We start from the raw sequence: 22,614 nt of genomic DNA on the forward strand, positions 1-22,614 counted from the left end.
GATGTTAGGCGCGATTGCCGCCGTCGCTGTCGATCAGCTGCGTCTGCTTGCCGGCGCCGCTGAGGATTGGTTGAACGGCCATGTCCAGGTCAGCGCCTTGAAAGCTCAATTAAAAGTCGTAGCGACCGGTAACGCCGAGGGTTCGCGGGGTGCCGAGCAGGCCTTCATAGCCGCCGTTGCCGCCGGTCCACAGAGTCGTGTAGTAGGTTTTGTCGAAGGCGTTTTTCAGCCACAGCGAGACATCCCACTGGCCCTGATTGAAATCACCGCGCAGGCCGGTGGAAAGGTTGACCACCGCGTAACTGGGTATCTGCCCGTAATCGGAATCCTCGACCGTGCCCACCGCTTTGGAGCGAAACGCATAGCTGCCGGTGACGTAGGGTTCGAAGCCGTTATCCAGATTCCATTTGTATTCGCCGTTGGCGTTGCCGATCCATTTCGACGCGCCGACCACTTGATGGCCGCTGAGATCGCAGGAGGCCGGCGCACCCGGGGCCTGGCTGACTTCCGGCGGGCATGGCGCATCCTTGTACGAAAGGTAGCTGACGTCGTTATAGGAGCCGTTGAAATTCAGGGTCAGGCCACGCAGCGGCACCAAGGTGCTTTCGAACTCGATGCCGCGCGAGCGCACCGAGCCTGCGTTGGTCAGGTATTGCACGCGGTTGGCGGCGTCGTAGGCGTTGGTCTGGTAAGCGTTGACCTGGGTCCAGAACACGTTGGCGTTGAGTTGCAGGCGGCGATCCCACAGGGTGCTTTTGAAGCCGAGTTCGGCGTTGTTGGCGCGCTCGGTGCCGATCAATAACGAGTCGGCGCCAGCGGTAGGTGCGGAGCCGACCGCAAGGTTGACCCCGCCGGATTTCTCGCCGTGGGACAGCGTGGCGTAACCGAGCACATCGTCGGTGATGCGATAGCTCAGGTTGAGCAGTCCCGAGGGGCTGGAGCTGTACTGATTCAAGTCTCCGGAATCGTAGACGCCGGCACGGCCGCGACGCGCATTGGCTGCCGCGCCGGCCACAGCTACACCGCCGACCGGCGCGTTGCGGCCGACCGAGGCGTTTTTCTCCTCGTAGGTGCCACGCACCCCGGCGGTGAAATCCAGCCGCTCGCTCAGGTGCCAGGTGCCTTGGGCAAACAGGGCGAAACTGTCGGTCTTGATATGGCCGTTGCCGACGCTGCTGACGTTGGCCAGGGCGCCTGCCGGCGTGCCGTTCCAGATATCCGCTTGCGGGCCGTAATAGGCGAAGGATTTGTTGTCCAGGTCCGAGCCGAAATAGTAGGCGCCGACCACGTAATCGAAGAACTCGCCCTTGGGCGAGGCCAGGCGAAATTCCTGCGAGTACTGTTTGTCTTCCACCGACACACCGGCGTTGTAACTGGCCGGCACATTGAGGCCGTCATCGTTGCGCGGGGTGAAATTCCAGAAACGATAAGAGCTGACCGACGTCAGGGTGAAGTCGCTCGGCAACGTCCAGTTGGCTTCCACTGAAGTGCCGCCCTGATGCACGGTGACGTGCTGGTCGTTATCGAGATTGACCTTGCGATGCCGGCCGTTGACCAGCGTCGCCCCGGCCGCACTGGCCCGCGATTCATACAGGTTGACGCCGTTGATGGTCGGCCCGGTGTTGTACAACACGCGAGTGCCGGCGCTGGAATCTTCTTCGTTGTAATCGCCGATCCAGCGCAGATTGAAATCTTCATTGGGCTTGAACAACAGCTGCGCGCGGAAGCCCTCGCGGGAGCCGCCGTTGAGGTCGTGGCCGTCGTATTCGTTCTTGATGTCGCCGTCGCTGCGCGTGCGATACGCCGAGAAGCGCCCGGCCAGTTGATCGTTGAGCGGCCCGGAAATCGTGCCCTTGGTCTGGAAGTAACCGTCCTCGCCGACCGAGGTTTCGATACTGCGTTCCGGTGTGAAACTGGGGGCGCGGGTGCTGATGTTGATGACCCCGGCGGTGGTGTTCTTGCCGAACAGCGTGCCCTGCGGACCGCGCAAGACCTCGAGCTGTTCGATGTCCATCAAATCGAACACCGCCATCCCCGGACGACCCAGATAAACGTTGTCGATGTACAGGCCAACGCTGCCTTCCAGGCCATCACTGGCCGGGTTGTTACCCAGGCCACGGATCGACACGCTGGACTGGCGCGCATGCATGTAAGCGACGTTGACGCTGGGCACCAGTTGCTGCAAGTCCTGAATCCGGTAAACCCGTTGCGTCTCCAGATTCTGCCCACTGACCACGCTCATTGGCGTCGGCACGTCTTGCGAACTTTCTTCGCGGCGGCGGGTGGTGACGGTCACGGTTTCCAGCTGCGAACCGTTGGCCGCCGCTGTGCCTGCGGGGACGGGCGGAGGGGTTTCGGCTTCGGCGGCATAGCCGTGAGTCCAGCTGGCGCTGCCTGCCAGCAACAGCGCCAAAGGCAGGCGTTTGAGCCGTCGGGGTGATGGGGGTAACGCGAGATTCAACGGACTCATGGCGCGGCTCCTGGTCAAAAAACACACAGACATCTTCAGTGCTGCATATTCTTTTAAGTTATTTATGTATGGATTTAGAAATATTTACTGCATAAGAGATTGCCTTTATAAGGAGTCGACCTAATGCATATCCAATGCATTTACCGGATATTTTTTATGTGAAAAATGCATATCGACTTGCGCCAATTGCGTCACTTCATCGCTCTGGTTGAGCAACGCAGCTTTGTCGCTGGCGCGCAGGCGGTGAACCTGTCGCAGTCGGCATTCAGCCGCAGCATCCAAGCACTGGAACACAGCGTCGGCTGCCAGTTGGTCGACCGTGGGCGCAAGGAATTGCCGCCGACCAAACAGGGCCATGTGCTGCTCGAACATGCGCGGCGACTGGTCAGCGGTGCGCAGCAGATGGCCAATGAGATCAGCCAGTTCAATGGCCTCGAGGCCGGGGAATTGCGCTTTGGCTGCGGGCCGGCGCCAGCCGCTGGATTGATCCCACGCGCGATCGGCGCGTTCATCGGCCGCTACCCGAAAGCGCGGGTGCAATTTCAAGTCGATGACTGGCAGAGCCTGAGCAAACGCCTGCTCAGCGAAGAGTTCGAATTCTTCGTCGCCGATACCCGGCAATTCGAGGCCGATCCGGATTACCAGACCTACCGCTTGCGGGCACGCAAATGGCATTTCTGCTGCCGCGCCGGGCATCCACTGACGGCGTTTGAACGCATCACTGCCGAGCAATTGCTGAGTTATCCACTGGCGGTCAGCATCCGCCCGCCGAACCTGCGCAAGGTCATCGTCGACCTCAGCGGTCGTCCGGATTTCACCCCGAATGTGGAATGCGAAAACGGCTCGAGTCTATTGAGTGTGGTGTTGCGATCAGAAGCAATCGGGATTGTCGGCGCGTATTCCGATGCGCTGCATCTGGCCAAGGGTGAGCTGGTCTGTTTGAAGATCGAAGGCCTGGCCGATGATCTGGAGGAGCTGTACACCCGCTATGGCATCGTCAGCCGCGCCGGGTATCGGTTGTCACCGTTGGCCGAAGCGATGATTGAGCAGATCAAAGTTGTTGATGCGGAGGATCAGGAGGTGTGTTCGCTGGAGAATTTTGCTGTCTGAGCTGGCCCCTTCGCGAGCAGGCTCGCTCCCACAGGAATACGCATTTCCAATGTGGGAGCGAGCCTGCTCGCGAAGAGGCTGATGCAATCGCTGCATAAAAACCATTCCCCAAATGCACTTGCCGAAAACCCCCACCGACAGCGAAAACCCTCACCTGTCCCACTGACCGGTGAACTCCATGCCCACTCCTCCCAACCCCGTGCGCAACGTGCTGTACATCATGTGCGATCAACTGCGCCGCGATTATCTGTCCTGCTACGGCCACCCGCATCTGCACACACCGAACATCGATCGCCTCGCCGCCGAAGGCGTTCGTTTCAGCCGTGCCTACACCCAAGGCACGATCTGCGGCCCTTCGCGGATGTCGGCCTACACCGGGCGCTATGTCAGCAGTCATCAAGTGGCCTGGAACTCGGTGCCGTTGCCGCTGGATGAATTGACGATCGGCGATTACCTGCGACCCCACGGCATCCGCACTGCGCTGGTCGGCAAGACCCATGCGACGGCCAACGTCGACGCCTTGCAGCGTCTGGCGATCAACCCGCAAAGCGCGCAAGCCGAGTTGCTCAATGAGGTCGGCTTCGAACCGTACCTGCGCCACGACGGCATCTACCCCGACGATCCGTCATTCGACGACAAGCGCGAATCCGCGCCCTATACCCAATACCTGCGCGCGCAGGGCTTCGATGGCAAGAATCCCTGGCATGACTGGGCGAATGCCGCCGAAGGCGAGAACGGTGAAATCCTCAGCGGCTGGAAAATGCGTCATGCGAATTTGCCAGCACGAATTCCCGAGCAACACTCAGAGACTGTCTACACTACAAATCGCGCCATCGACTTCATCACCGAGCAAGGCGAGAAAACCTGGTGTTTACACCTCTCGTACATCAAACCACATTGGCCTTATATCGTACCGGCGCCATACCACGCCTTGTACAGTACGAAATCGATTCTTCATCCGGTCCGCGCGACGCCCTCCGTAGCCAGCAAACACCCCGTATACATTGCCTTTCGCCAGCATGAGGAAAGCCTCAACTTCTCCCGCGACTCAGTACGATTGAATGTAATCCCCACCTACATGGGCCTGATCAAGCAAGTGGATGATCAGTTGGGGCGGCTGTTCGATTTTCTGCAGAGCAACGGGCGTTGGGATGACACGTTGATCGTGTTCACTAGCGATCACGGCGATTTCCTTGGCGATCATTGGCTCGGTGAGAAGGAGTTTTTGCTCGAGCAGGCGGTGGGCGTGCCGTTGATCGTGCGCGATCCTCGGGGGGCGGCGGATGTCACTCGCGGCACTGTCGATGAGCGCTTGGCAGAAACCATCGATGCGCTGCCGACATTTCTTCAAGCACTGGGATTGCCGGCAGCAGAGCATCGGCTTGAAGGGCGTTCATTGATCCCGTTGCTGCACGGGGAAAATCCCGATTGGCGCCGCTATGCAATCAGCGAATACGACTACGCCTTCCAGGCCCCGGCGCGGGAACGTCTCGGCCAGCCGATCGACCGTTGCCGCATGACCATGGTGCGCAGCGAGCGCTGGAAATACCTGGCGTACGACGGGTTTAGACCGCAGCTGTTTGATCTGTTGAATGATCCGCAGGAGCTGAATGATCTGGGTGAGGACCCGGCATACGCGGCGGTGCGCGAGGAGCATGCCGGATATCTGTTTGAGTGGATGAGGGGGTTGAAGCGGCGGACGACGATCAGCCATCCGGAGATCGATTTGCGCGGGCAGCGGTTTCGTTATGGCGAACCGGAAACCGAGAAGGTTGTTCAGATTGGTGTTTGGTAGCGGGAAGAGCCCCTCACCCTAACCCTCTCCCGGAGGGAGAGGGGACTGAATGGGGGATATTTCAGAGGTGCACCGACCTGATCCAGCTTCACCGAATCCATAATCGATAAGGTCTTTCAGGTCGATGCATAACGCTAGATAACTCGGTCGGCTCCCTCTCCCTCTGGGAGAGGGCTGGGGTGAGGGGCTCTTGATCTTCAATCACGACCTTTGATGGTCTGGCTGCGCTGCCCATTCACCCCCACCGGCACCTCGCCCTTGAGCGTCACCCGGCGCACCACGCGATCCTGGGTGCCGTAATCATCAATCGCGTAATGCTGCGTCGAGCGGTTGTCCCAGATCGCCACATCTCCAGCCTGCCAGCGCCAGCGCACGGTGTTTTCCTGGCGGATCACATGGCTCTGCAGCAAGCCGAACAGGTGTGCCGAATCGGCCTGTGAATAACCTTTGATGCGTTTGACGAAATGCCCCAGCAGCAAGCTCTTCTCGCCGCTGATCGGGTGCACGCGCACCACCGGGTGCTCGGTTTCGTAGACGGTCGAGGTGAAGACTTTGCGATAGCGCTCCAGCTTCTCTGCCGAGACGTCCGGCTTCGCCCCGGCGTAGTCGTACTCGTTGCTGTGCACAGCGGTCAGTTTGTCGGCCAGCTCACGCAGCTCGCTCGGCAAACCGCTGTAAGCGGTCGCGGTGTTGGCCCACAGCGTATCGCCGCCGAATGCCGGCGCAACCACCGAGCGCAGGATCGATGCTTTCGGATAGGCATCAACGAAGGTCACGTCGGTGTGCCAGGAATTGGCGCGCTGGCCCTCGGCGCCGTCCAGCTCCAGAAGGTAGCGAGTGCCTTCACGCACCGGCACGGTCGGGTGCGCCACCGGTTCGCCAAGCAGATGGGCAAAGGCTTCCTGACGCTGATCGTCGAGTTGCGTCTGCTCGCGGAAGAACAGCACTTTGTATTCGACCAAGGCTTGCTGGATGGCTTCGACAGTGGCGGCGTCCAGCTCACCGGACAGGTGAACGCCGCGGATTTCGGCACCGATACGACCGGCCACCGGGTGAATTTCCAGCGCGTGAGAAACGGGTTTTACAGCGAGTGCGGCATTGCTCATGGGAAGACCCTCATCGACGGCTTGCGGTTTTGACGGCAGCGAAACAACGCTCTATCTATATTCCATTTACATCTAATAGATAATCACATGCTTCGTTGACGGAATAAGAGCTTGCATTTAAAACCTCAAGCAACCCTCGTCGCAAATGCCTTCGAGCTATTTTTAGGATGCCGGAAAAGCATATGGATCTTCGCCAGTTGCGCTACTTCATCGCCCTTAACGAACACCGCAGTTTTGTCCGTGCGGCAGACGCCATGGGCATCACTCAACCGGCGTTCAGCCGCAGCATTCAGGGGCTGGAGCAGGAATTCGGTTGCGTGCTGGTCGATCGCGGCAACAAGGATCTGCGCCCGACGCCCGAAGGCCAGGTGGTGCTGCAACACGCCCTGAGCCTGGTGCAGGGCGCAGCTTTGCTCAGCGCCGAAGTGACGCAGATGACCAAGCTCGACGCTGGCGAAGTGCACTTCGGCTGCGGTCCGGCGCCAGCGGTGAAACTGGTGCCGGATGCGGTGGCGCAATTCATCAACGCGCACCCGAAAGTGCGCACCTGTTTTCAGGTGGATAACTGGGAAAAACTCAGCCGCGCGCTGAGCCGCGAAGAGATCGAATTCTTCATCGCCGACATCCGCCATTTCGAATCCGACCCGAATTTCCAGACGCAACCGCTGACGCCCAAGCGCGGCGTGTTTTTCTGCCGACCGGGGCATCCGTTGCTGGCCAAGGAAAGCCTGTCGACCAACGACATGTTCGACTACCCGCTGGCCGCCACACTGATCCCGCCGGGCATTCGCAAGCTGCTGGCGAACCTGAGCGGGCGCATCGATTTCTCGCCGACCATCGAGACCGAGCACTTTCCGGCACTGGTCAAAGTGGTGCTGCAATCCAATGCGATAGGTGTCGGTACCGAGGAGGCGTTTGCCGAGGATGTCGCCAAGGGCTCGCTGGTGCTGCTGCACTGGCGCAACCTGCCGCAGAACCTCGAAACGATGAACGCGCGCTGCGGCATCGTCAGCCGCACCGGGTTTCGACTATCACCAGCAGCGAGGGCAATGATCGAGACGTTGATCGCGTTGGATCGGCAGGACGTCAGCGTCGCTGTCTGAAACCCTTTCGCGAGCAGGCTCGCTCCCACACAGGACCTGTGTACACATCCAATGTGGGAGCGAGCCTGCTCGCGAAGAGGGCAGCGAAGACGCTGGAGATCTAAAGCTTGGCGGCTGAGAGTTCAGGCGCCACCCAATCACTGACCTTGAACGGCTTGCGGATCAGCTTCTGCTGCGCCGCCAGGTCGACCTTGTCTTGCAGGCCGCTCAAGAACACCGGATCCAGTGTCGACGGGAAAATCTCGCTGAGATTCTGATCCTTCAGATCCTGAGCAAGAATCACCGGCGGATAACTGGCCAGCCCTGATACCAGCTGCACATAAGCGTCCTTGTTGCTGTCCTGCGTCAGCCACTCGACCGCTTGCTGCTGCGCCTTGAGCAGTTTCGCAATGACCTCAGGATGGGCGTCGACAAACTTGCCATTACCCAGCAGCACCGCCTGCACGCTGCCAGCGCCGCCAAGGTCCTTGGTGTTGAGCGGCAATTCCGCCAGGCCTTTGGCTTGCAAGGCACTCAGCGCGGAGCTGCCCCACGAGGCATCGATCTGCTTGGCCGCGAGTGCCGAAACCGCCGCGTTGAAATCCAGATTGATGACCTTCAGATCCTTCTCGCTCAGGCCCTGACTGGCGAGCGCCGCATCGAACGACAGCTGCGTCGCCGTCCCGCGAAAGATCGCCACGCGTTTGCCCTTGAGATCCTGCAAGGTCTTGATCCCCGAGCCGGGCACCACGCCGAGGTATTGCTTGACCCCACGCGCCGTGGCGCTGAGCAGGCGCGTGTCCAGACCGTTGGACTTGCCGATGATGGCGGCCAGATCACCGAGATAGGCCAGATCGACCTGCCCATTGGCAAACGCCTCATTGATCACCGGCCCGGCGCCCTTGAAGAAACTCCACTGGATCTTGATGCCCTGCTCGGCGAAGGCCTTTTCGAAGATCTGCTGATCGCGCAGCACATCGACGATGCCGCCGCCGCTGTGTTGAGTGCCGGCGCTGAGGTCGGGCACCGCGATGCGGATTTCCTTGAGTTCTTCGGCTTGGGCGCCAAGCGCAAGAAAGCCTGCAAGCGCCGGGGCGGCCAGCAGGCTGATGATTCGTTTGAAGGGAAGGTTCATGGGTGCGGCTCCTTGATCGCTGAGGAGCCGAAAGTAGGCTGACTGGCTACATTCGCTTAAATACTAAAAATTCACATTTTTATATCTTTATGAGCTAAGCAAGTGGTTGTGCGGCGTGCAGCGCGATATGCATTAACAGCATCGAAAATATTCTTCGAATGCATTGGATGCGCGTAAGCAGGCAAGCCTTAAATGGATTCGCTTATCTCCCGATAGCATCGAACGCAACTTTGTTAGATCAGTTTCATATATGACGAAACCCAGTGTGGGAGCGAGCCTGCTCGCGAATAGGCCATACCAGCCGACATCAGTGCTGCCTGAAACAGCCATTCGCGAGCAGGCTCGCTCCCACATGAAAAGCGGTTCGCCATGCAACCCGACAACGGAGGTCACCCATGGCCCGTCAATCTCTGCTCAGCCTGCCGCTGGCCGCGCCGCCGCTGAAAAGCCGTCGCACCTGGCCGAGCCTGAATCAACGCCTGTTGCCCTGGCTGTTGCCCGTCAGCCTGTTCGTCCTGTGGTGGCTGGCCGCGCGCAATCAGTGGATGAGCGAGCAGATCCTGCCGGCGCCATCGCTGGTGTGGAGCAGCGCTGTGGAACTGGCCCAAGGCGAGTTGTGGAGTCATTTGTGGATCAGCCTGCAACGGTTGTTCTGGGGCTTGTTGGCAGGCGTTTCGACCGGCGCGGTGCTTGGCGCCGCACTGGGCTTCAGTCGACGTCTGGAGCGCCTGGTTTTTCCGACATTCGCCGGATTGGCGCAGGTGCCGACGCTGGCGTGGATTCCGCTGTTCATGGTGTTCTTCGGCATCGGCGAAGTGCTGAAACTGGTGGTGCTGATCAAGGCCATTGTGGTGCCGGTGACCTTGCACACACTGGTTGGCGTGCGCGATGCGCAACCGAAACTGCGCGAAGCCGCCGCCGTGTTGCGCCTGCCGCCGCGTCTGCTGATTCGTCGTCTGGTGCTTCCCGCTGCGCTGCCGGCGTTCATGGCCGGTGTGCGCCTGGCACTCGCCGCCGGCTGGACCTCGTTGCTGGCGGTCGAGCTGCTGGCCTCCAGTGAAGGCATCGGCTATCTGATGGTCTGGGCGCGGCAGCTGTTCATGCTCGACATCGTGTTCGTGTGCATCGTGGTCATCGGTCTGATCGGTGTGGCCATGGATCGCGGCATCGGCCTTCTCGACCGCAGACTGGTGCACTGGCCGCACCCGGCCACCGCGCACATCACACGCGGCCCGCGCTATCAGGGCTGGCAACGCCTGCAACCGTGGCTGTTGCCGCTGGGCTTGTTGGCGCTCTGGCAACACGCCAATGATCAGCAGTGGGTCGACGCGAATATTCTGATCAGCCCTGCGGCTGTGCTGAGCACGACGTGGGACGGACTACTCGACGGCACGCTGGTCAACGGCATGGCGCTGAGCCTGAGCCGCACCCTGGGCGGCTTGCTGATCGGTGGCGGCCTCGGTTTCGCCCTGGGCTTGCTGCTCGGCCTGTCGCGTTTCAGCGAACGCCTGCTCGGCCCGACACTCGCCGCACTGCGGCAGATTGCGATTTTCGCCTGGGTGCCGCTGCTCACCGCGTGGTTCGGCCTCGGCGAACTGGCCAAGTGGGTGTTCGTCGCTCTCGCCGCCTTCTTCCCGCTGTTCGTCGCCACCCAGCGCAGCGTCGCCAATCTCTCGCCGCAACTCAACGAAGCCGCGCAAGTGCTGCGCCTGAGGCTCGGCCAGCGCCTGCGTCGACTGGTGCTGCCCGGCGCTGCGCCGGGGATTTTCGCAGGGCTGCGATTGAGCCTGATCTACGCCTGGCTCGGCACCATCGGCGCTGAATATTTCATGCCGTCCAATGGCGGCATCGGCAGCCAGATGATCGGCGCGCAGCAGCTGTTGCGCATGGATCTGATCATGGCCGGCATGCTGCTGGTCGGCCTCACCGGCGCCCTGCTCAACCTGATCGGCCAACGCCTGGAAATTCGCGCGACCCGCTGGAGACACGCATGAACGCACCGATTGTCAGCTTCAACCACGTAGGCAAATCCTTCGCCGTCAACGGTTTCGAACTGGAGGCGATTCGCGAATTCAACCTGGACATTGCCGAGGGCGAATTCGTCGCCATCGTCGGCTCCAGCGGCTGCGGCAAATCCACTTTGCTGCGTTTGCTGGTCGGCCTCGACACCGAGTTTCGCGGACAGATCAGTGTCGATGGCAAGGCCGTCAGCGGCATCGGCGGCGAGCGCGGTATCGTCTTTCAGGAACATCGTCTGTTTCCGTGGCTGACAGTCGCCGACAACATCGGCCTGGGCCTGGTCAATGAACCGCTGAGCGGGGCGCAGAAACAACAACGCATCAAGGATTTCATCGAACTGGTCGGCCTCAGTGATTTCACCCAAGCCTATCCGCATCAACTCTCCGGCGGCATGGCGCAACGCGTGGCGATCGCGCGCGGCCTCGTCGCCAGCCCGCGAATCCTGTTGCTCGACGAACCCTTCGGCGCCCTCGACGCACTGACCCGCCAGCAAATGCAGGACGAACTGCTGGCAATCCGCGAACGAGCAAAGATCACCACGATTCTGGTGACCCACGATGTCGAGGAAGCGATTTTTCTGGCCGATCGCGTGGTGGTGATGGAGCCGCGTCCGGGGCGGATCAAGCAAGTGGTCGACATCGCCCTGCCGCACCCGCGCCAGCGCAGCAGTTACGACTTTCATCAGCTGCGCGAAGAACTGCTGCACGAGCTGACCAGTGATGACCATTACCAACCGAGCGCACCGGTGCAGATCCGCGATCTGCCGCTGACGTTCATTGCCTGCTGAACAGGAGTTTCGCGATGCCGCAACGTCCCAACTTTCTAGTGATTCTGGCCGACGACCTAGGCTTTTCCGACATCGGTGCGTTCGGCGGCGAAATCGCTACGCCGAACCTCGATGCGCTGGCCGAGAACGGTCTGCGCCTGACCGATTTCCACACCGCACCGACCTGCTCGCCGACGCGCTCGATGCTGCTGACCGGCACCGATCACCACATCGCCGGCATCGGCACCATGGCCGAAGCGTTGACCCCGGAACTGATCGGCAAACCTGGCTACGAAGGCTACCTGAATGACCGCGTCGTCGCCCTGCCCGAGCTGCTGCGCGAGGCCGGCTATCAAACCTTGATGAGCGGCAAATGGCACTTGGGTCTGAAGGCTGAACTGGCGCCCCATGCGCGCGGTTTCGAGCGCTCGTTTTCACTGTTGCCGGGCGCTGCCAACCACTATGGTTTCGAGCCGACCTACGATGAGCAAACGCCGGGCCTGCTGAAATCCACCCCGGCGCTGTACATCGAGGACGATCAGTTTGTTGACGAGTTGCCGAAGGATTTCTATTCCTCCGATGCCTTCGGCGACAAGCTGCTGCAGTACCTCAAGGAACGCGATCAGACCCGGCCGTTCTTCGCTTACCTGCCCTTCTCCGCGCCGCACTGGCCGCTGCAGGCACCGGCCGAGATCGTCGAGAAATACCGTGGCCGCTATGACGCCGGCCCACAAGTGCTGCGCCTCGAACGCCTGGAAAAACTCAAGGCACTGGGTCTGATCGAGGCAGACGTCGAACCGCACCCGCTGATTCAGCTCAGCGCGCAGTGGGACGCGATGAGCGATGAGCAAAAGCAGATTTCCGCACGAGCCATGGAGGTCTACGCGGCGATGGTCGAGCGCATGGACTGGAACATCGGCCGGGTCGTCGATTACCTGCGCCAGCAAGGCCAGCTCGACAACACCTTCATCCTGTTCATGTCCGACAACGGTGCCGAAGGCGCGCTGCTGGAAGCGTTCCCCAAATTCGGCCCGGAGCTGATGACCTACCTCAACCAGCATTACGACAACAGCCTCGACAACATCGGCCGGGCCAATTCCTACGTCTGGTACGGGCCGAACTGGGCGCAAGTGGCAACCGCGCCGTCACGCTTGTTCAAGGCTTTCACCACCGAGGGCGGGATCCGCGTGCCGGCGCTGCTGCACTATCCACAATTGCCGCTGAAAGGGCAGATCAGCCATGGTTTCGGCACGGTGATGGACATCACCCCGACCATTCTCGATCTGGCTGGCGTGCGGCATCCGGGCAAACAGTGGAAAGGCAAAGCCGTGGCGCCACTGCGCGGCAAGTCGTGGCTGGGCTTCTTGTCCGGCGAGACCGCGCAGGTGCATGACGAGCACACCGTGACAGGGTGGGAATTGTTCGGACGTCGGGCGATTCGCCAGGGCTCGTGGAAAGCCGTGTGGATTCCCGGGCCGGTCGGGCCAGCGACCTGGCAACTTTATGATCTGGCGAGCGATCCAGGGGAGATTTATGATCTGGCGTTGAGTCAGCCGCAGAAACTCACTGACCTGATCGGGCATTGGCAGCGGTATGTAGAAGAGACCGGGGTGATCCTCAGTGCTTCGCCGTTTCAGCCGGATTCATAGGGTCTGACAGATCGTATTCGCGAGCAGGCTCGCTCCCACAGGAAACCGGATTCCAACTGTGGGAGCGAGCCTGCTCGCGAAGGGGCCTGTGAGCGCAACCCATCAAGCCCGGGCTGAACTCACCTCTTCATGCACCATTCCAGCCGGACGCACAAACCGGTTCGCCCGGCCAAACGTGCCGAAATCATTGAACCGCACACCCATCTCGCGCATGACCTTGTGCGCCACCGGCACGGTCATCTGACGAATGTAAAACGGCTCCTTGACCACGAAATGATGAATCCCGTGACTGCTGCCGAAGTTGAAGCAGAATGCTTGCAACGGCCACAGCCACCACGGGTTCAGCACCTGGCATTGCTGCAGCACATTGCCCGGTTCGACGTCGCCGTAGTAATGCATGTTCGAGCTGATGAAGTGCAGGCAGAAAGTGCGCAGCACGTTGGGGCCGATGATCACCACGGCGGCGATATCGATCACCTGCATCACCGACAGCGTGGTGGCCGACCACTCGATGGGCGAGCCGAGCAAATGCGCGATGCCGTTGGCCCCGTGAAAGCCGAGAAACACGTACCACGCTCCCCAGTGCAGCAGCGCCAGCGGTGCGTAGACCTTGAGCACGCGTTTGGCGATGCTCCACTTGTGTGCCCAGGTCCTGGCGCGGAGCAGGCGGATAAACGCCGACATGACGTTATCGCCAACCATCAGCAGACGGGCAAAACCCCACGGCTCGCCGTTGGTGATTGCGCGCTCTTCCATGTCGGCTTCAGTGCCGGAAACCTTGTGATGGTTGAGGTGCAGATGACGACGGATCCACGGGTTGATCGTGCTCGGTCGCGCCAGCCAGACCAGGCCCATCATCAGGTTGTGCGGCACGCGCTGCTTGCGGAAGTACATGCTGTGGATCAGGTCGTGTTCCAGCTCATGGGTCAGCGAGGCGAAAAAAGCATTGAACAGCAGGCACACCCACCAGGCCATATGGCCAGTGATGTACAGCGCCGCCGAGCCGATCATCCCGGCCAGCGCGAACGCCAGAATCCCCGCACCGAGGGCATCCTGACGCTGAAGAATCGGGTAGCGCTCACGCAATTGCGCACCCTTGGCCAACACCACTTGGCGAATATGTGCCGAGCGCTGCGCCGCATTCAGTCGTTCAGGGCTTGCAGAAGTACCGTCCATGCTTCCATCCTCGGGTCTAAGATGAATGCATCGTGCCTTGCCGGGGTTCGATCCGCGCTAGCCAAGAACGCCAACCTGTTGACCGGACGCGCCAATCCGCATGAAGGAACCGACCTCCCTCGCCAGCTGGACCCGCGCCTTGCGCAAACAACTCGACGCGCTCGGGCTGGACAGCCTTGCCTTGTGCCAACAGGCCGGGCTCGACCCTACGCTGATGGACGACCCCAATGCGCGCTATCCGCTATCCGGTACCACGCGCCTGTGGGCGCTCGCCGTTGAAGCCAGCGGCGACCCGGCGCTGGGCTTGCGCGTGTCGCGTTTTGTCAGCCCGACCACGTTCCACGCGCTTGGTTATGCACTGGTGGCGAGCGGCAGCTTGCGCGAAGTGTTCGAACGCATCGTGCGTTATCATCCGGTGGTCAGCGATGCGCTGGAGCTGGAGCTGAGCCGCCGCCAAGACCGTTATCAATTTCGCCTGAAAATTCCGCCCGGCAACCCGGCGCCGGCCTTCGAAGCCATCGACGCATTTACGGCGATCTACGTGCGCACCTGCCGCAATCGCCTCGGCCGTGACTACGCACCGCTGGCGGTGTACTTGCGCCGCCCCGAACCGAGCGATGCCCAGCAATGGCACAAAGTCTTCCGCGCGCCGGTGTATTTTTCCGCCGCCGAAGACCGCCTGGAATTCGCCCTCGGCGACTTCGACAGCCACCTCGACGACGCCAACCCGGAACTGGCCGAGCACAACGAAGCCGTACTCAAACGCACCCTCGCCCAGCTCAAACCGCTGACCTGGGAGCGCAAGGTGCGCGATGCCATTGAAGAACAACTGCCCGAAGGCGAACCGAGCGCCGAGCGCATCGCCCAGGCCTTGCACCTGAGCCTGCGCAGCCTGCAGCGGCATCTGGCGGATGAGGGCTGTCGCTTCGACACCCTGCTCAACGAAAGCCGCGAGAATCTGGCGCTGCTGCACTTGCGCGACCCGCAGTGCTCCTTGAGTGAAGTCAGCTATCTGCTGGGATTCGCCGACACCAGCAGCTTCAGCCGCGCGTTCAAGCGCTGGACCGGGATGACGCCGGGGCAGTTTCGGGATCAGTTGCGCTGAGTTTCAACTGTTGCGCAGGCTGCGCGCCAGACCGGCCGACCATTGTTCGATCATTGCAGCGCCCACCTCTGCGAAGGCAGGATGATTTGCGCTGTACTCCGCCATTTCGCCCAGCGCTTGCTGTACACCCTGCGCGACCATTTGCAGTAACTGGTTGCAACGCGCTTCACTTAGATTGCAGGCCGTACGACCAAACCTGGTAAGCATTTTATGCTTGGGCCACGCCTTCGAACCGCCCAACAGCAGTGCCATGCTATCGCTCTTGATGTACACCGACGTGGTGATGATGTCGTACGCCGGAGCCAGCCTGACCAATGCGCGCTCGCCACAATCCTCATAGAGCACGCCAAAGTTTTTCAGGTGGGCATCGCCGTTTTTCAATGCCGCCGATAAAGCGACAATCTTGAAGAAAGCTTCCAGTGCGTGCTTGAGTAATGAGGGCGAAACAAACGCCTTGATCTGCCGTGCGACTCCTTCGTAAGAGCCATCGTATTTGGCCTTCGACGGCCAGCCGTTGAGCACGCAAAAGTCTTCGAAACCGAGGTATCCGGTGTCGCTCAAGTCAAAACGCTCGATGACGAGAAATTTGCCATGCTCGCTGAGTTCGAAATGCGGCACGTCGAGGCCACAAAGTTGCGCAGCGCGCAGGCAGAAATATTCGTTGGTTGCCAGCTCGGGATACTCTTCGGCACGGAAGGCTTTGACCAGATGAGTCGAGCCTCGGTGCGTCAGTCGGTCTATTGCAGCGGCACTGTCACGCACCAACACTTTGGGCTGCACGCCTGAAACTCCGGAATACTGCCCGTAAGTCTGCAAAAGATCCTCGAACAAACCTTGCGCACCGTCATGAACCAACAATTCAGCCAGCGAGGTTTCAGGTGGACGATCAGTTGTCGATGCGCTCGCGATCGAAAGACGCCCGAGTTGATGCGGGCCGACGATACTTAGTAAAGCGAAGTCATCGAAGCCGCGCACGGCTTTGCTGAAACGCCGGACCAACTCATCGCGCAACGCACCTTCAGGAAGATTCATCTCGAATATCGGATGAATGCCGCGTTCATAACCATAACTTTCCAGGCGTGTCGGCATGGTCAGCGAAACGGCATTTTCATCAATCGCATCGTCCCGATAGCTGAACACGCTGTCGACACCTGCGTGCCCGCGCCCCAATCTTCCAACCTCATGGCCGCCGACGCAGACCTGCAAGCGGTCCAATGCCTCAGTCATGGAAGTTCACCTTGCGCAGCGTGTCGAGTGTCGGCCGTCGAGAGGCGCGGGGGATTGCGGCCAATTCGTAGCCGAATCCATTAAGAATCGCTTCGACTTTACGCAGACCGATTTCCGAGATTGTGTTGTTTTCAATCCCCGAGATTGTTGCGCGGCTCATGCCGTATTGCTGCGCCAAAGCTTGCTGGGACAGCTTTTCAGCCTTACGCAAGCTTCTGATCAACTCGCCAATTTTTTCCATCACCGCCCCAGATGCATTGTTTACAATGCAAATCCACTAAAAAAAATTAACTGCATCATAAGCAATGCAATTAATTGAGCTTAGCGTAGATGGTCAGCCATCGCTAACGTCTTAACACCGCCCCGCAAACCCTAACTCAAACACCGTCCCCCCCACATCACTCCTCACCCGCACCTGCCCGCCATGCAACTGCATGATCGACTGCACGATCGCCAAACCCAGCCCACCCGAATCTCCCGGTTCCGCACGTGAAGGATCGACGCGGTAGAAACGGTCGAACAGTTTGCCCAGATGCTCAGGCGCGATGACCGGGCCGTGGTTGTGCACTTGCAGCCAGCACATACCCGGTTCATCGCGGCGTTGCAGGCTGATCAGGCTGCCGGGGTCGGCGTGGCGTACGGCATTGGCCAGCAGATTGCCGAGGGCGCGTTGCAGCAGTTGCTGGTCGGCGAGCAATTCGCCGTGCATGCGGTTTTGCAGTTGGAGGTCGCGGTCATCGGCCAGGGCTTCGAAGTAATCGCAGAGTTCGTCGCCGACGTTGCGCAAGTCCAGTGTATGCAGATTGAGCGCACGTTCGGCCTGTTCGGCGCGGGCGAGGAACATCAGGTTCTCGGCCATGCGCTTGAGCCGTTCGAACTCTTCCATGTTCGAGGCCAGCACTTCCTGATATTCGGCCGTGCTGCGCGGATGGTTCAGGGCCTGGCCGTTGCTGGCGAGCAAGGTGTGCAGAGGGGTGCGGATTTCGTGGGCGAGGTCGGCGGAGAATTGCGACAGGCGCTGCACGCTGTCGTCCAGCCGCGCCAGCATGGTGTTGAGCGCGTGCACCGGCTCGCGCAGTTCGGTCGGCGTGCCCTCGGTAGGCAGGCGTCGATCGAGGCTGCGCAGATCGATACTGCGCACCGCTTCGCTCAACTGATGCAAGGGCTGCAAGCCACGCCGCAGTAATAACAGGCCCAGAGCAAACGCGAGCACCGCGCCGAGGCCGACGGACAGGTACAGACGCAGGCGATAACTGCCGAGCATCTGCTCACGCTCGGTGAGCACTTTGCCGGCGATCACCGTGAGGGTTTCACCGTTGGGGCCTTGGGCCTGGCCGGACAGCAAGGCCAATTCGGCGCCGTCGCTGGCCTGCCAGGTGAGCACGTCACGGCGCTGCGGCATTTGCTCTCGCGGTAATGCATTGAGCGCGGGCAGTTCACGCTGACGCGGGTTGATCGCGATCACGCTGGAGCCGTCGGCCCGGCGCACCAGCAGCAGACTGTCGAGATTACCGAGCATGTTCTGATACAACCGTGGCCGTGCCTGCAAGGCGTCGAGGCTGTCGCTGTCGGCGAGCAAGGCGCGTACTTGCTCGAGGCGACCGAGCAAGGCCATGTCATCACGAAAGGCCAATTCCGAGGCCAGCGAGCGGTAGAGAAACACGCCGATTGCGCTCAGCACCAGCGCGCAGACCATGGCGAAGGCCAGTGCCAATCGCCAGGCGATCGACTTACTCCACATCGTCCGGCGCTTCCAGTTGATAACCGACGCCGCGCACGGTGTGGATAAGTTTCGGCATGTACGGATCATCAACCTTGGCGCGCAGACGCCGGACGGCGACTTCGACCATGTTGGTGTCGCTGTCGAAATTCAGGTTCCACACTTGCGAGGCGATCAGCGTGCGCGAAAGCACTTCGCCCTGGCGGCTGGCGAGCAGTTGCAAGAGGGCGAATTCCTTGTTGGTCAGGGCAATGCGCTGGCCGCCGCGACTGACCCGTCGGCGCAATACGTCGATTTCCAGGTCGGCGATGCTGTACGACTCGGCTTCGCGCATCGGCCCGCGCCGCAGCAGCGTGCGCACGCGCGCGAGCAGTTCGGCGAAAGCGAAGGGTTTGAGCAGGTAGTCATCTGCGCCCAGCTCAAGACCACGCACACGGTCTTCGATAGCGTCCTTGGCGGTGAGAAACAGCACCGGTGTGGCGCCGCGCTGGCGAATCAGCTGGAGCAATTGCCAGCCGTTGAGGCCAGGCAGCATCACGTCGAGGATGATCAGGTCGTATTCCTGTTGCTCGATAAAATAGCGGCCGTCGAGGCCATTGAGCGCAACATCCACGGCGAAACCCGACTCGCCCAGACCCTTGGCGAGGAAGTTGGCGGTTTTGGCTTCATCTTCTACGACCAGCAAACGCATGGCACACCTCGATTGATCAGGCACACAGGCTAGGCGTGTTCGGCGCCGTTGCCCATTACAAACTTGTAATCCGCCTGACGGGGTTCTGACGAAGTGCGCCGGTTAAGGTGCAGACCTTCCCATTCGGAGCCTGCACATGACCGTCAAATACCTTGTCGCCAGCCTGATCCTCGGCCTCAGCGGCGCTGCAAGTGCCACGCCAGAACTGCCGCGCCACGCCGATCTCGACCTGAAAACCGCACGCTGGCTGGCGGACAAGGCGATGAGCAGTTGCACCGGCACGGTGTCGGTGCTCGACCGTGGCGGTAACTTGCTGGTGACGTTGCGTGGTGACGGCGTCGGGCCGCACAACACCGCCGCCAGCCAACGCAAGGCCTACACCGCGCTGTCGACCAAGACGCCGACGCGGCTGTTCGCCGAGCGCGCCCGCAGCAACCCGGAAACCGCCAACCTCAACACCCTCGATGAATTGCTTTTGCTCGGCGGCGGCATTCCGTTGTTCGCCGGCAGCGAACTGGTCGGCGCCATGGGCGTGGCCGGTTCCGGCGGCGGTGAGCAAGACGAAAACTGCGCCCGCGCCGCCGCCGACAAAGCCGGCCTGACCATCACCCGTTCCCACTAAGGAGATCCACCATGACCACCCTGCGCATGACTCTCGCCGCCCTCGGCCTGAGTGCTGTTTCCAGCCTGACGATGGCCGCCGGCAATCCGCTGAGCGTGCACGTGCTCAACCTGGAAAACGGCCTGCCGTCACCGGGCATCAACGTCACCCTGGAAAAACACGTCGGCGAAAACTGGCAACCACTGGCCCAAGGCACCACCAACGAGCAAGGGCGGATCGCCGAGCTGTTCCCGGCCAAACAGCCATTCGAAGCCGGTGAATACCGCGTGGTGTTCAAGACCGGCGAGTATTACCAGAAGATCAAGCATGAGACGTTCTTCCCGGAAATTCCGGTGATCTTTCAGGTCAAGCAGACCGATCAGCACTACCACATCCCGCTGCTGCTGAGCCCGTACGGTTTCTCGACCTATCGCGGTTCGTAAAATAAACACAGATCCTTTGTTGGAACTGGTTTCTGTGGCGAGGGGATTTATCCCCGTTGGACTGCGCAGCGGTCCCATTTTTCAGGGCCGCTTCGCGCCCCAGCGGGGATAAATCCCCTCGCCACAGGTGCCAGTTCCGACATTGGATCGGTTTCAGTTTTCAGATCGTGGCCAAGGCACGCAATCTCACCGCATCGAGAATTTCGATTTCGCCGTATGCGAGCCCGATAATCCCCTGCCCCTGCAGATCCTTGAGGATCTGATTGGTGGTCTGCCGCGACAGCGACAGCATCGCCGCCAACTGCTCCTGCGGCAGTTGCAGCATCCGGCGTGGTGCGTCGAGTTCGCCGTAGCCTTCGGCAATCATCAGCAGCCGATGGGCGAGACGCGCCGGGGCTGGCAGCAGGCTCAGCTGTTCGAGATTGATGAAGGCCAGGCGCAATTTGTGGCTCATCAACAGCGCCAGATGCCGCCAGTACTGCGGCTGTTCGTCGAGCAATTTGAGCAACGCCGCTTGCGGAACATTCAGCAAGGTGCACGACCCGACTGCATAGGCATCGTGAGTGCGAGGCTGGCCATCGAACAGGCAGATTTCGCCGAACCAGTGCGGCGCCTCCACCAGACTCAACAACGCCTCCTTGCCCTGCTCGCTCACCGCGCCGATGCGCACGGCGCCATCGAGCACTGCATACAGACCGCACGGCGCATCGCCACGCTGGAACAATCGTTGTCCCGCCGTCAGCCGCCGCTCCCGAGCCAGCGCCAGCAGGCTATCCTGAAAAGATGCAGGCAAATGACTGAACCACTGGCCGCTGAGTAACTGTGCACGAATTTGCATAACCACTCCTGGAGTGTCGCCTGCCCGACAGAGCGAACGCGGATCCCGAGGGATGATGCATTCAACCCCACTGGAGGAACAACAATGAAAAGCCTCGTCGACCATCTCAGTCAATACGCCGCCTACCACCGCGACCCGCGCAACATTGCCAGCCACTTTATCGGCATTCCGCTGATCGTGGTGGCGGTGGCTGTCCTGCTGTCACGGCCGCAGTGGGAGCTGGGCGGGCTGTGGATATCTCCAGCCGTTGTGGTGGCGCTGGCCTCGGCGTGGTTTTACCTGCGTCTGGAGTTGAAGCTTGGCGTGTTGATGACAGTACTGATGGGGCTGTCGGTGTGGGCCGGGCATGCACTGGCGCAGCAGAGCACCATGGTCTGGCTGAGCAGCGGCCTGGCGATGTTCGTGATCGGCTGGGTGATCCAGTTTGTCGGGCATCACTATGAAGGGCGCAAACCGGCGTTTGTCGATGACATCAGCGGGCTGATTGTCGGGCCGTTGTTCGTTGTGGCTGAGTTGGCGTTTCTGCTGGGGATACGGCAGGAATTGAAACAAGAGATCGAGTTGCGGGCGGGGATGGTGCGGGTCAATCCGAATCGCGCTGCTGTCTAGATCGTATTCGCGAGCAGGCTCGCTCCCACATTTGGAATGAGTTTTCCCTGTGGGAGCGAGCCTGCTCGCGAAGCTTTTGCCTTTAAATATTGGCGACTTTCTGCCAGACCTTCGGCTTGAAGAACAGGGTTTCACCCTTGGCCAACCCGATCAGGCTGTCGTGGTCTTTCACCACTTCGGCCTCGATCAAATCCGTCTGCCCCTCAACCTTCAACGTCACCCGCGTGGTCGCGCCCAACGGCCGGATATCGCGCACTTCAGCGGCATGGTGATCTTCCAGCTCATGCTTGGACAACGACACTTCGTGCGGGCGGAACAGCACGTGGTTGTCGTCGCTCAACAGCAAGCGGTTCGAATCGCCGAGGAAGTGATAGACGAAATCGCTGGCCGGGTTTTCGTAGACGTCGCCCGGTGAGCCGATCTGCTCGATCACACCCTTGTTCATCACCACGATGCGGTCGGCGACTTCCATCGCTTCTTCCTGGTCGTGGGTCACGAACACCGAAGTCAGGTTGATGTCTTCGTGCAACCGCGCCAGCCAGCGCCGCAGTTCCTTGCGCACCTTGGCGTCGAGGGCGCCGAACGGTTCGTCGAGCAGCAGCACTTTAGGTTCCACCGCCAGGGCACGGGCCAACGCGATGCGCTGACGCTGACCACCGGACAACTGCTCCGGGTAGCGATCCGACAACCAGTCCAGCTGGACCATGTTCAGCAGTTCGTGGACCTTGGTGGCGATCTGGCTTTCGCTCGGGCGCTGGTTTTTCGGTTTCATCCGCAGGCCGAACGCGACGTTGTCGAACACCGTCATGTGGCGGAACAAGGCGTAATGCTGGAAGACGAAACCGACGTTACGATCACGCACATCGTGGCCGGAAACGTCCTCGCCGTGAAAAACGATGTTGCCCTGATCCGGGGTTTCCAGACCGGCAATAATGCGCAGCAAGGTGGTTTTGCCGCAGCCCGACGGACCAAGCAGCGCGACCAGCTCACCGCTGTGGATATCCAGGCTGATGTTGTCCAGCGCCTTGAACGCGTTGAAATTCTTGCTGACGTTACGCACTTCGATCGACAT

General features: G+C 60.6%; 20 protein-coding genes. 10 read left to right on the forward strand and 10 right to left on the reverse strand.

Annotation, left to right across the window (positions count from 1 at the left end; genetic code table 11):
* Positions 1 to 109 precede the first annotated feature (109 nt).
* Entirely contained in the window at positions 110 to 2,470 is a 2,361-nt protein-coding gene (locus J2Y39_RS20725; RefSeq protein ID WP_310219423.1) for a TonB-dependent receptor, read from the reverse strand.
* Between the two features lie 165 nt (positions 2,471 to 2,635).
* On the opposite strand from J2Y39_RS20725, the gene J2Y39_RS20730 reads away from it, so the two are divergent.
* Together J2Y39_RS20730 and J2Y39_RS20735 are read left to right on the forward strand one after the other, a co-directional pair.
* Positions 2,636 to 3,580: a LysR family transcriptional regulator gene (locus J2Y39_RS20730; RefSeq protein ID WP_071174037.1), complete on the forward strand. Its 945-nt coding sequence runs from the start codon at positions 2,636 to 2,638 to the stop codon at positions 3,578 to 3,580.
* Between the two features lie 178 nt (positions 3,581 to 3,758).
* The gene (locus tag J2Y39_RS20735) at positions 3,759 to 5,375 is read left to right on the forward strand and encodes an alkaline phosphatase family protein (RefSeq protein WP_310219426.1); all 1,617 of its coding nucleotides are present in this window, start codon (positions 3,759 to 3,761) and stop codon (positions 5,373 to 5,375) included.
* A gap of 197 nt (positions 5,376 to 5,572) precedes the next feature.
* Here J2Y39_RS20735 and J2Y39_RS20740 read toward each other — a convergent pair whose 3' ends face one another.
* Complete coding sequence (locus tag J2Y39_RS20740; protein ID WP_056787022.1) at positions 5,573 to 6,481, reverse strand: TauD/TfdA family dioxygenase; 909 nt, start codon at positions 6,479 to 6,481, stop codon at positions 5,573 to 5,575.
* A gap of 182 nt (positions 6,482 to 6,663) precedes the next feature.
* Between J2Y39_RS20740 and J2Y39_RS20745 the strand changes: the two genes are divergently transcribed.
* Positions 6,664 to 7,584: a LysR family transcriptional regulator gene (locus J2Y39_RS20745; RefSeq protein WP_095181123.1), complete on the forward strand. Its 921-nt coding sequence runs from the start codon at positions 6,664 to 6,666 to the stop codon at positions 7,582 to 7,584.
* Positions 7,585 to 7,684: 100 nt separating this feature from the next.
* Here the strand turns inward: J2Y39_RS20745 and J2Y39_RS20750 are convergent, their stop codons facing one another.
* Positions 7,685 to 8,698 carry an ABC transporter substrate-binding protein gene (locus J2Y39_RS20750; protein ID WP_252877226.1) on the reverse strand — a complete coding sequence of 338 codons (1,014 nt, stop codon included), beginning with the start codon at positions 8,696 to 8,698 and terminating at the stop codon, positions 7,685 to 7,687.
* Between the two features lie 395 nt (positions 8,699 to 9,093).
* On the opposite strand from J2Y39_RS20750, the gene J2Y39_RS20755 reads away from it, so the two are divergent.
* Genes J2Y39_RS20755 through J2Y39_RS20765 form a run of 3 tightly spaced genes read left to right on the forward strand, consistent with a single transcriptional unit; the run spans position 9,094 to position 13,132 of the window.
* Positions 9,094 to 10,692, forward strand: coding sequence for an ABC transporter permease (locus J2Y39_RS20755; RefSeq protein ID WP_095181124.1), 1,599 nt, complete (start codon positions 9,094 to 9,096; stop codon positions 10,690 to 10,692).
* Entirely contained in the window at positions 10,689 to 11,504 is an 816-nt protein-coding gene (locus J2Y39_RS20760; protein WP_310219429.1) for an ABC transporter ATP-binding protein, read from the forward strand. The genes J2Y39_RS20755 and J2Y39_RS20760 overlap by 4 nt, the downstream gene beginning before the upstream one ends.
* 14 nt (positions 11,505 to 11,518) lie before the next feature.
* On the forward strand, positions 11,519 to 13,132 hold the full coding sequence (locus tag J2Y39_RS20765; protein ID WP_310219431.1) for an arylsulfatase: 1,614 nt from the start codon (positions 11,519 to 11,521) through the stop codon (positions 13,130 to 13,132).
* A 102-nt stretch (positions 13,133 to 13,234) separates the two neighbouring features.
* Here J2Y39_RS20765 and J2Y39_RS20770 read toward each other — a convergent pair whose 3' ends face one another.
* The gene (locus tag J2Y39_RS20770; protein WP_310219433.1) at positions 13,235 to 14,308 is read right to left on the reverse strand and encodes a fatty acid desaturase; all 1,074 of its coding nucleotides are present in this window, start codon (positions 14,306 to 14,308) and stop codon (positions 13,235 to 13,237) included.
* 100 nt (positions 14,309 to 14,408) lie between these two features.
* On the opposite strand from J2Y39_RS20770, the gene J2Y39_RS20775 reads away from it, so the two are divergent.
* Positions 14,409 to 15,413: an AraC family transcriptional regulator gene (locus J2Y39_RS20775; protein WP_305381957.1), complete on the forward strand. Its 1,005-nt coding sequence runs from the start codon at positions 14,409 to 14,411 to the stop codon at positions 15,411 to 15,413.
* Between the two features lie 3 nt (positions 15,414 to 15,416).
* Here the strand turns inward: J2Y39_RS20775 and J2Y39_RS20780 are convergent, their stop codons facing one another.
* From J2Y39_RS20780 to J2Y39_RS20795, 4 genes are all read right to left on the reverse strand, one after another.
* The gene (locus tag J2Y39_RS20780) at positions 15,417 to 16,640 is read right to left on the reverse strand and encodes a type II toxin-antitoxin system HipA family toxin (protein ID WP_252879215.1); all 1,224 of its coding nucleotides are present in this window, start codon (positions 16,638 to 16,640) and stop codon (positions 15,417 to 15,419) included.
* The gene (locus J2Y39_RS20785) at positions 16,633 to 16,881 is read right to left on the reverse strand and encodes a helix-turn-helix domain-containing protein (protein ID WP_016772238.1); all 249 of its coding nucleotides are present in this window, start codon (positions 16,879 to 16,881) and stop codon (positions 16,633 to 16,635) included. The genes J2Y39_RS20780 and J2Y39_RS20785 overlap by 8 nt, the downstream gene beginning before the upstream one ends.
* Before the next feature lie 111 nt (positions 16,882 to 16,992).
* Complete coding sequence (locus J2Y39_RS20790) at positions 16,993 to 18,381, reverse strand: heavy metal sensor histidine kinase (protein ID WP_150637866.1); 1,389 nt, start codon at positions 18,379 to 18,381, stop codon at positions 16,993 to 16,995.
* The gene (locus J2Y39_RS20795) at positions 18,371 to 19,051 is read right to left on the reverse strand and encodes a heavy metal response regulator transcription factor (protein WP_041477440.1); all 681 of its coding nucleotides are present in this window, start codon (positions 19,049 to 19,051) and stop codon (positions 18,371 to 18,373) included. Before J2Y39_RS20795 ends, J2Y39_RS20790 begins: the two co-directional genes overlap by 11 nt.
* A gap of 136 nt (positions 19,052 to 19,187) precedes the next feature.
* Between J2Y39_RS20795 and J2Y39_RS20800 the strand changes: the two genes are divergently transcribed.
* Positions 19,188 to 19,673: a heme-binding protein gene (locus tag J2Y39_RS20800; protein ID WP_041477439.1), complete on the forward strand. Its 486-nt coding sequence runs from the start codon at positions 19,188 to 19,190 to the stop codon at positions 19,671 to 19,673.
* A gap of 11 nt (positions 19,674 to 19,684) precedes the next feature.
* Positions 19,685 to 20,095: a hydroxyisourate hydrolase gene (gene uraH / locus J2Y39_RS20805; protein WP_056786996.1), complete on the forward strand. Its 411-nt coding sequence runs from the start codon at positions 19,685 to 19,687 to the stop codon at positions 20,093 to 20,095.
* 160 nt (positions 20,096 to 20,255) lie between these two features.
* On the opposite strand, the gene J2Y39_RS20810 is transcribed toward uraH, so the two are convergent.
* On the reverse strand, positions 20,256 to 20,933 hold the full coding sequence (locus tag J2Y39_RS20810; protein WP_236168252.1) for a Crp/Fnr family transcriptional regulator: 678 nt from the start codon (positions 20,931 to 20,933) through the stop codon (positions 20,256 to 20,258).
* Between the two features lie 84 nt (positions 20,934 to 21,017).
* On the opposite strand from J2Y39_RS20810, the gene J2Y39_RS20815 reads away from it, so the two are divergent.
* Complete coding sequence (locus tag J2Y39_RS20815) at positions 21,018 to 21,542, forward strand: DUF962 domain-containing protein (RefSeq protein WP_236168253.1); 525 nt, start codon at positions 21,018 to 21,020, stop codon at positions 21,540 to 21,542.
* Between the two features lie 82 nt (positions 21,543 to 21,624).
* Here J2Y39_RS20815 and J2Y39_RS20820 read toward each other — a convergent pair whose 3' ends face one another.
* The gene (locus J2Y39_RS20820) at positions 21,625 to 22,614 is read right to left on the reverse strand and encodes a sulfate/molybdate ABC transporter ATP-binding protein (RefSeq protein WP_056786991.1); all 990 of its coding nucleotides are present in this window, start codon (positions 22,612 to 22,614) and stop codon (positions 21,625 to 21,627) included.

The organism is Pseudomonas sp. 2957, assembly GCF_031456345.1.
GTDB lineage: Bacteria > Pseudomonadota > Gammaproteobacteria > Pseudomonadales > Pseudomonadaceae > Aquipseudomonas > Aquipseudomonas siliginis.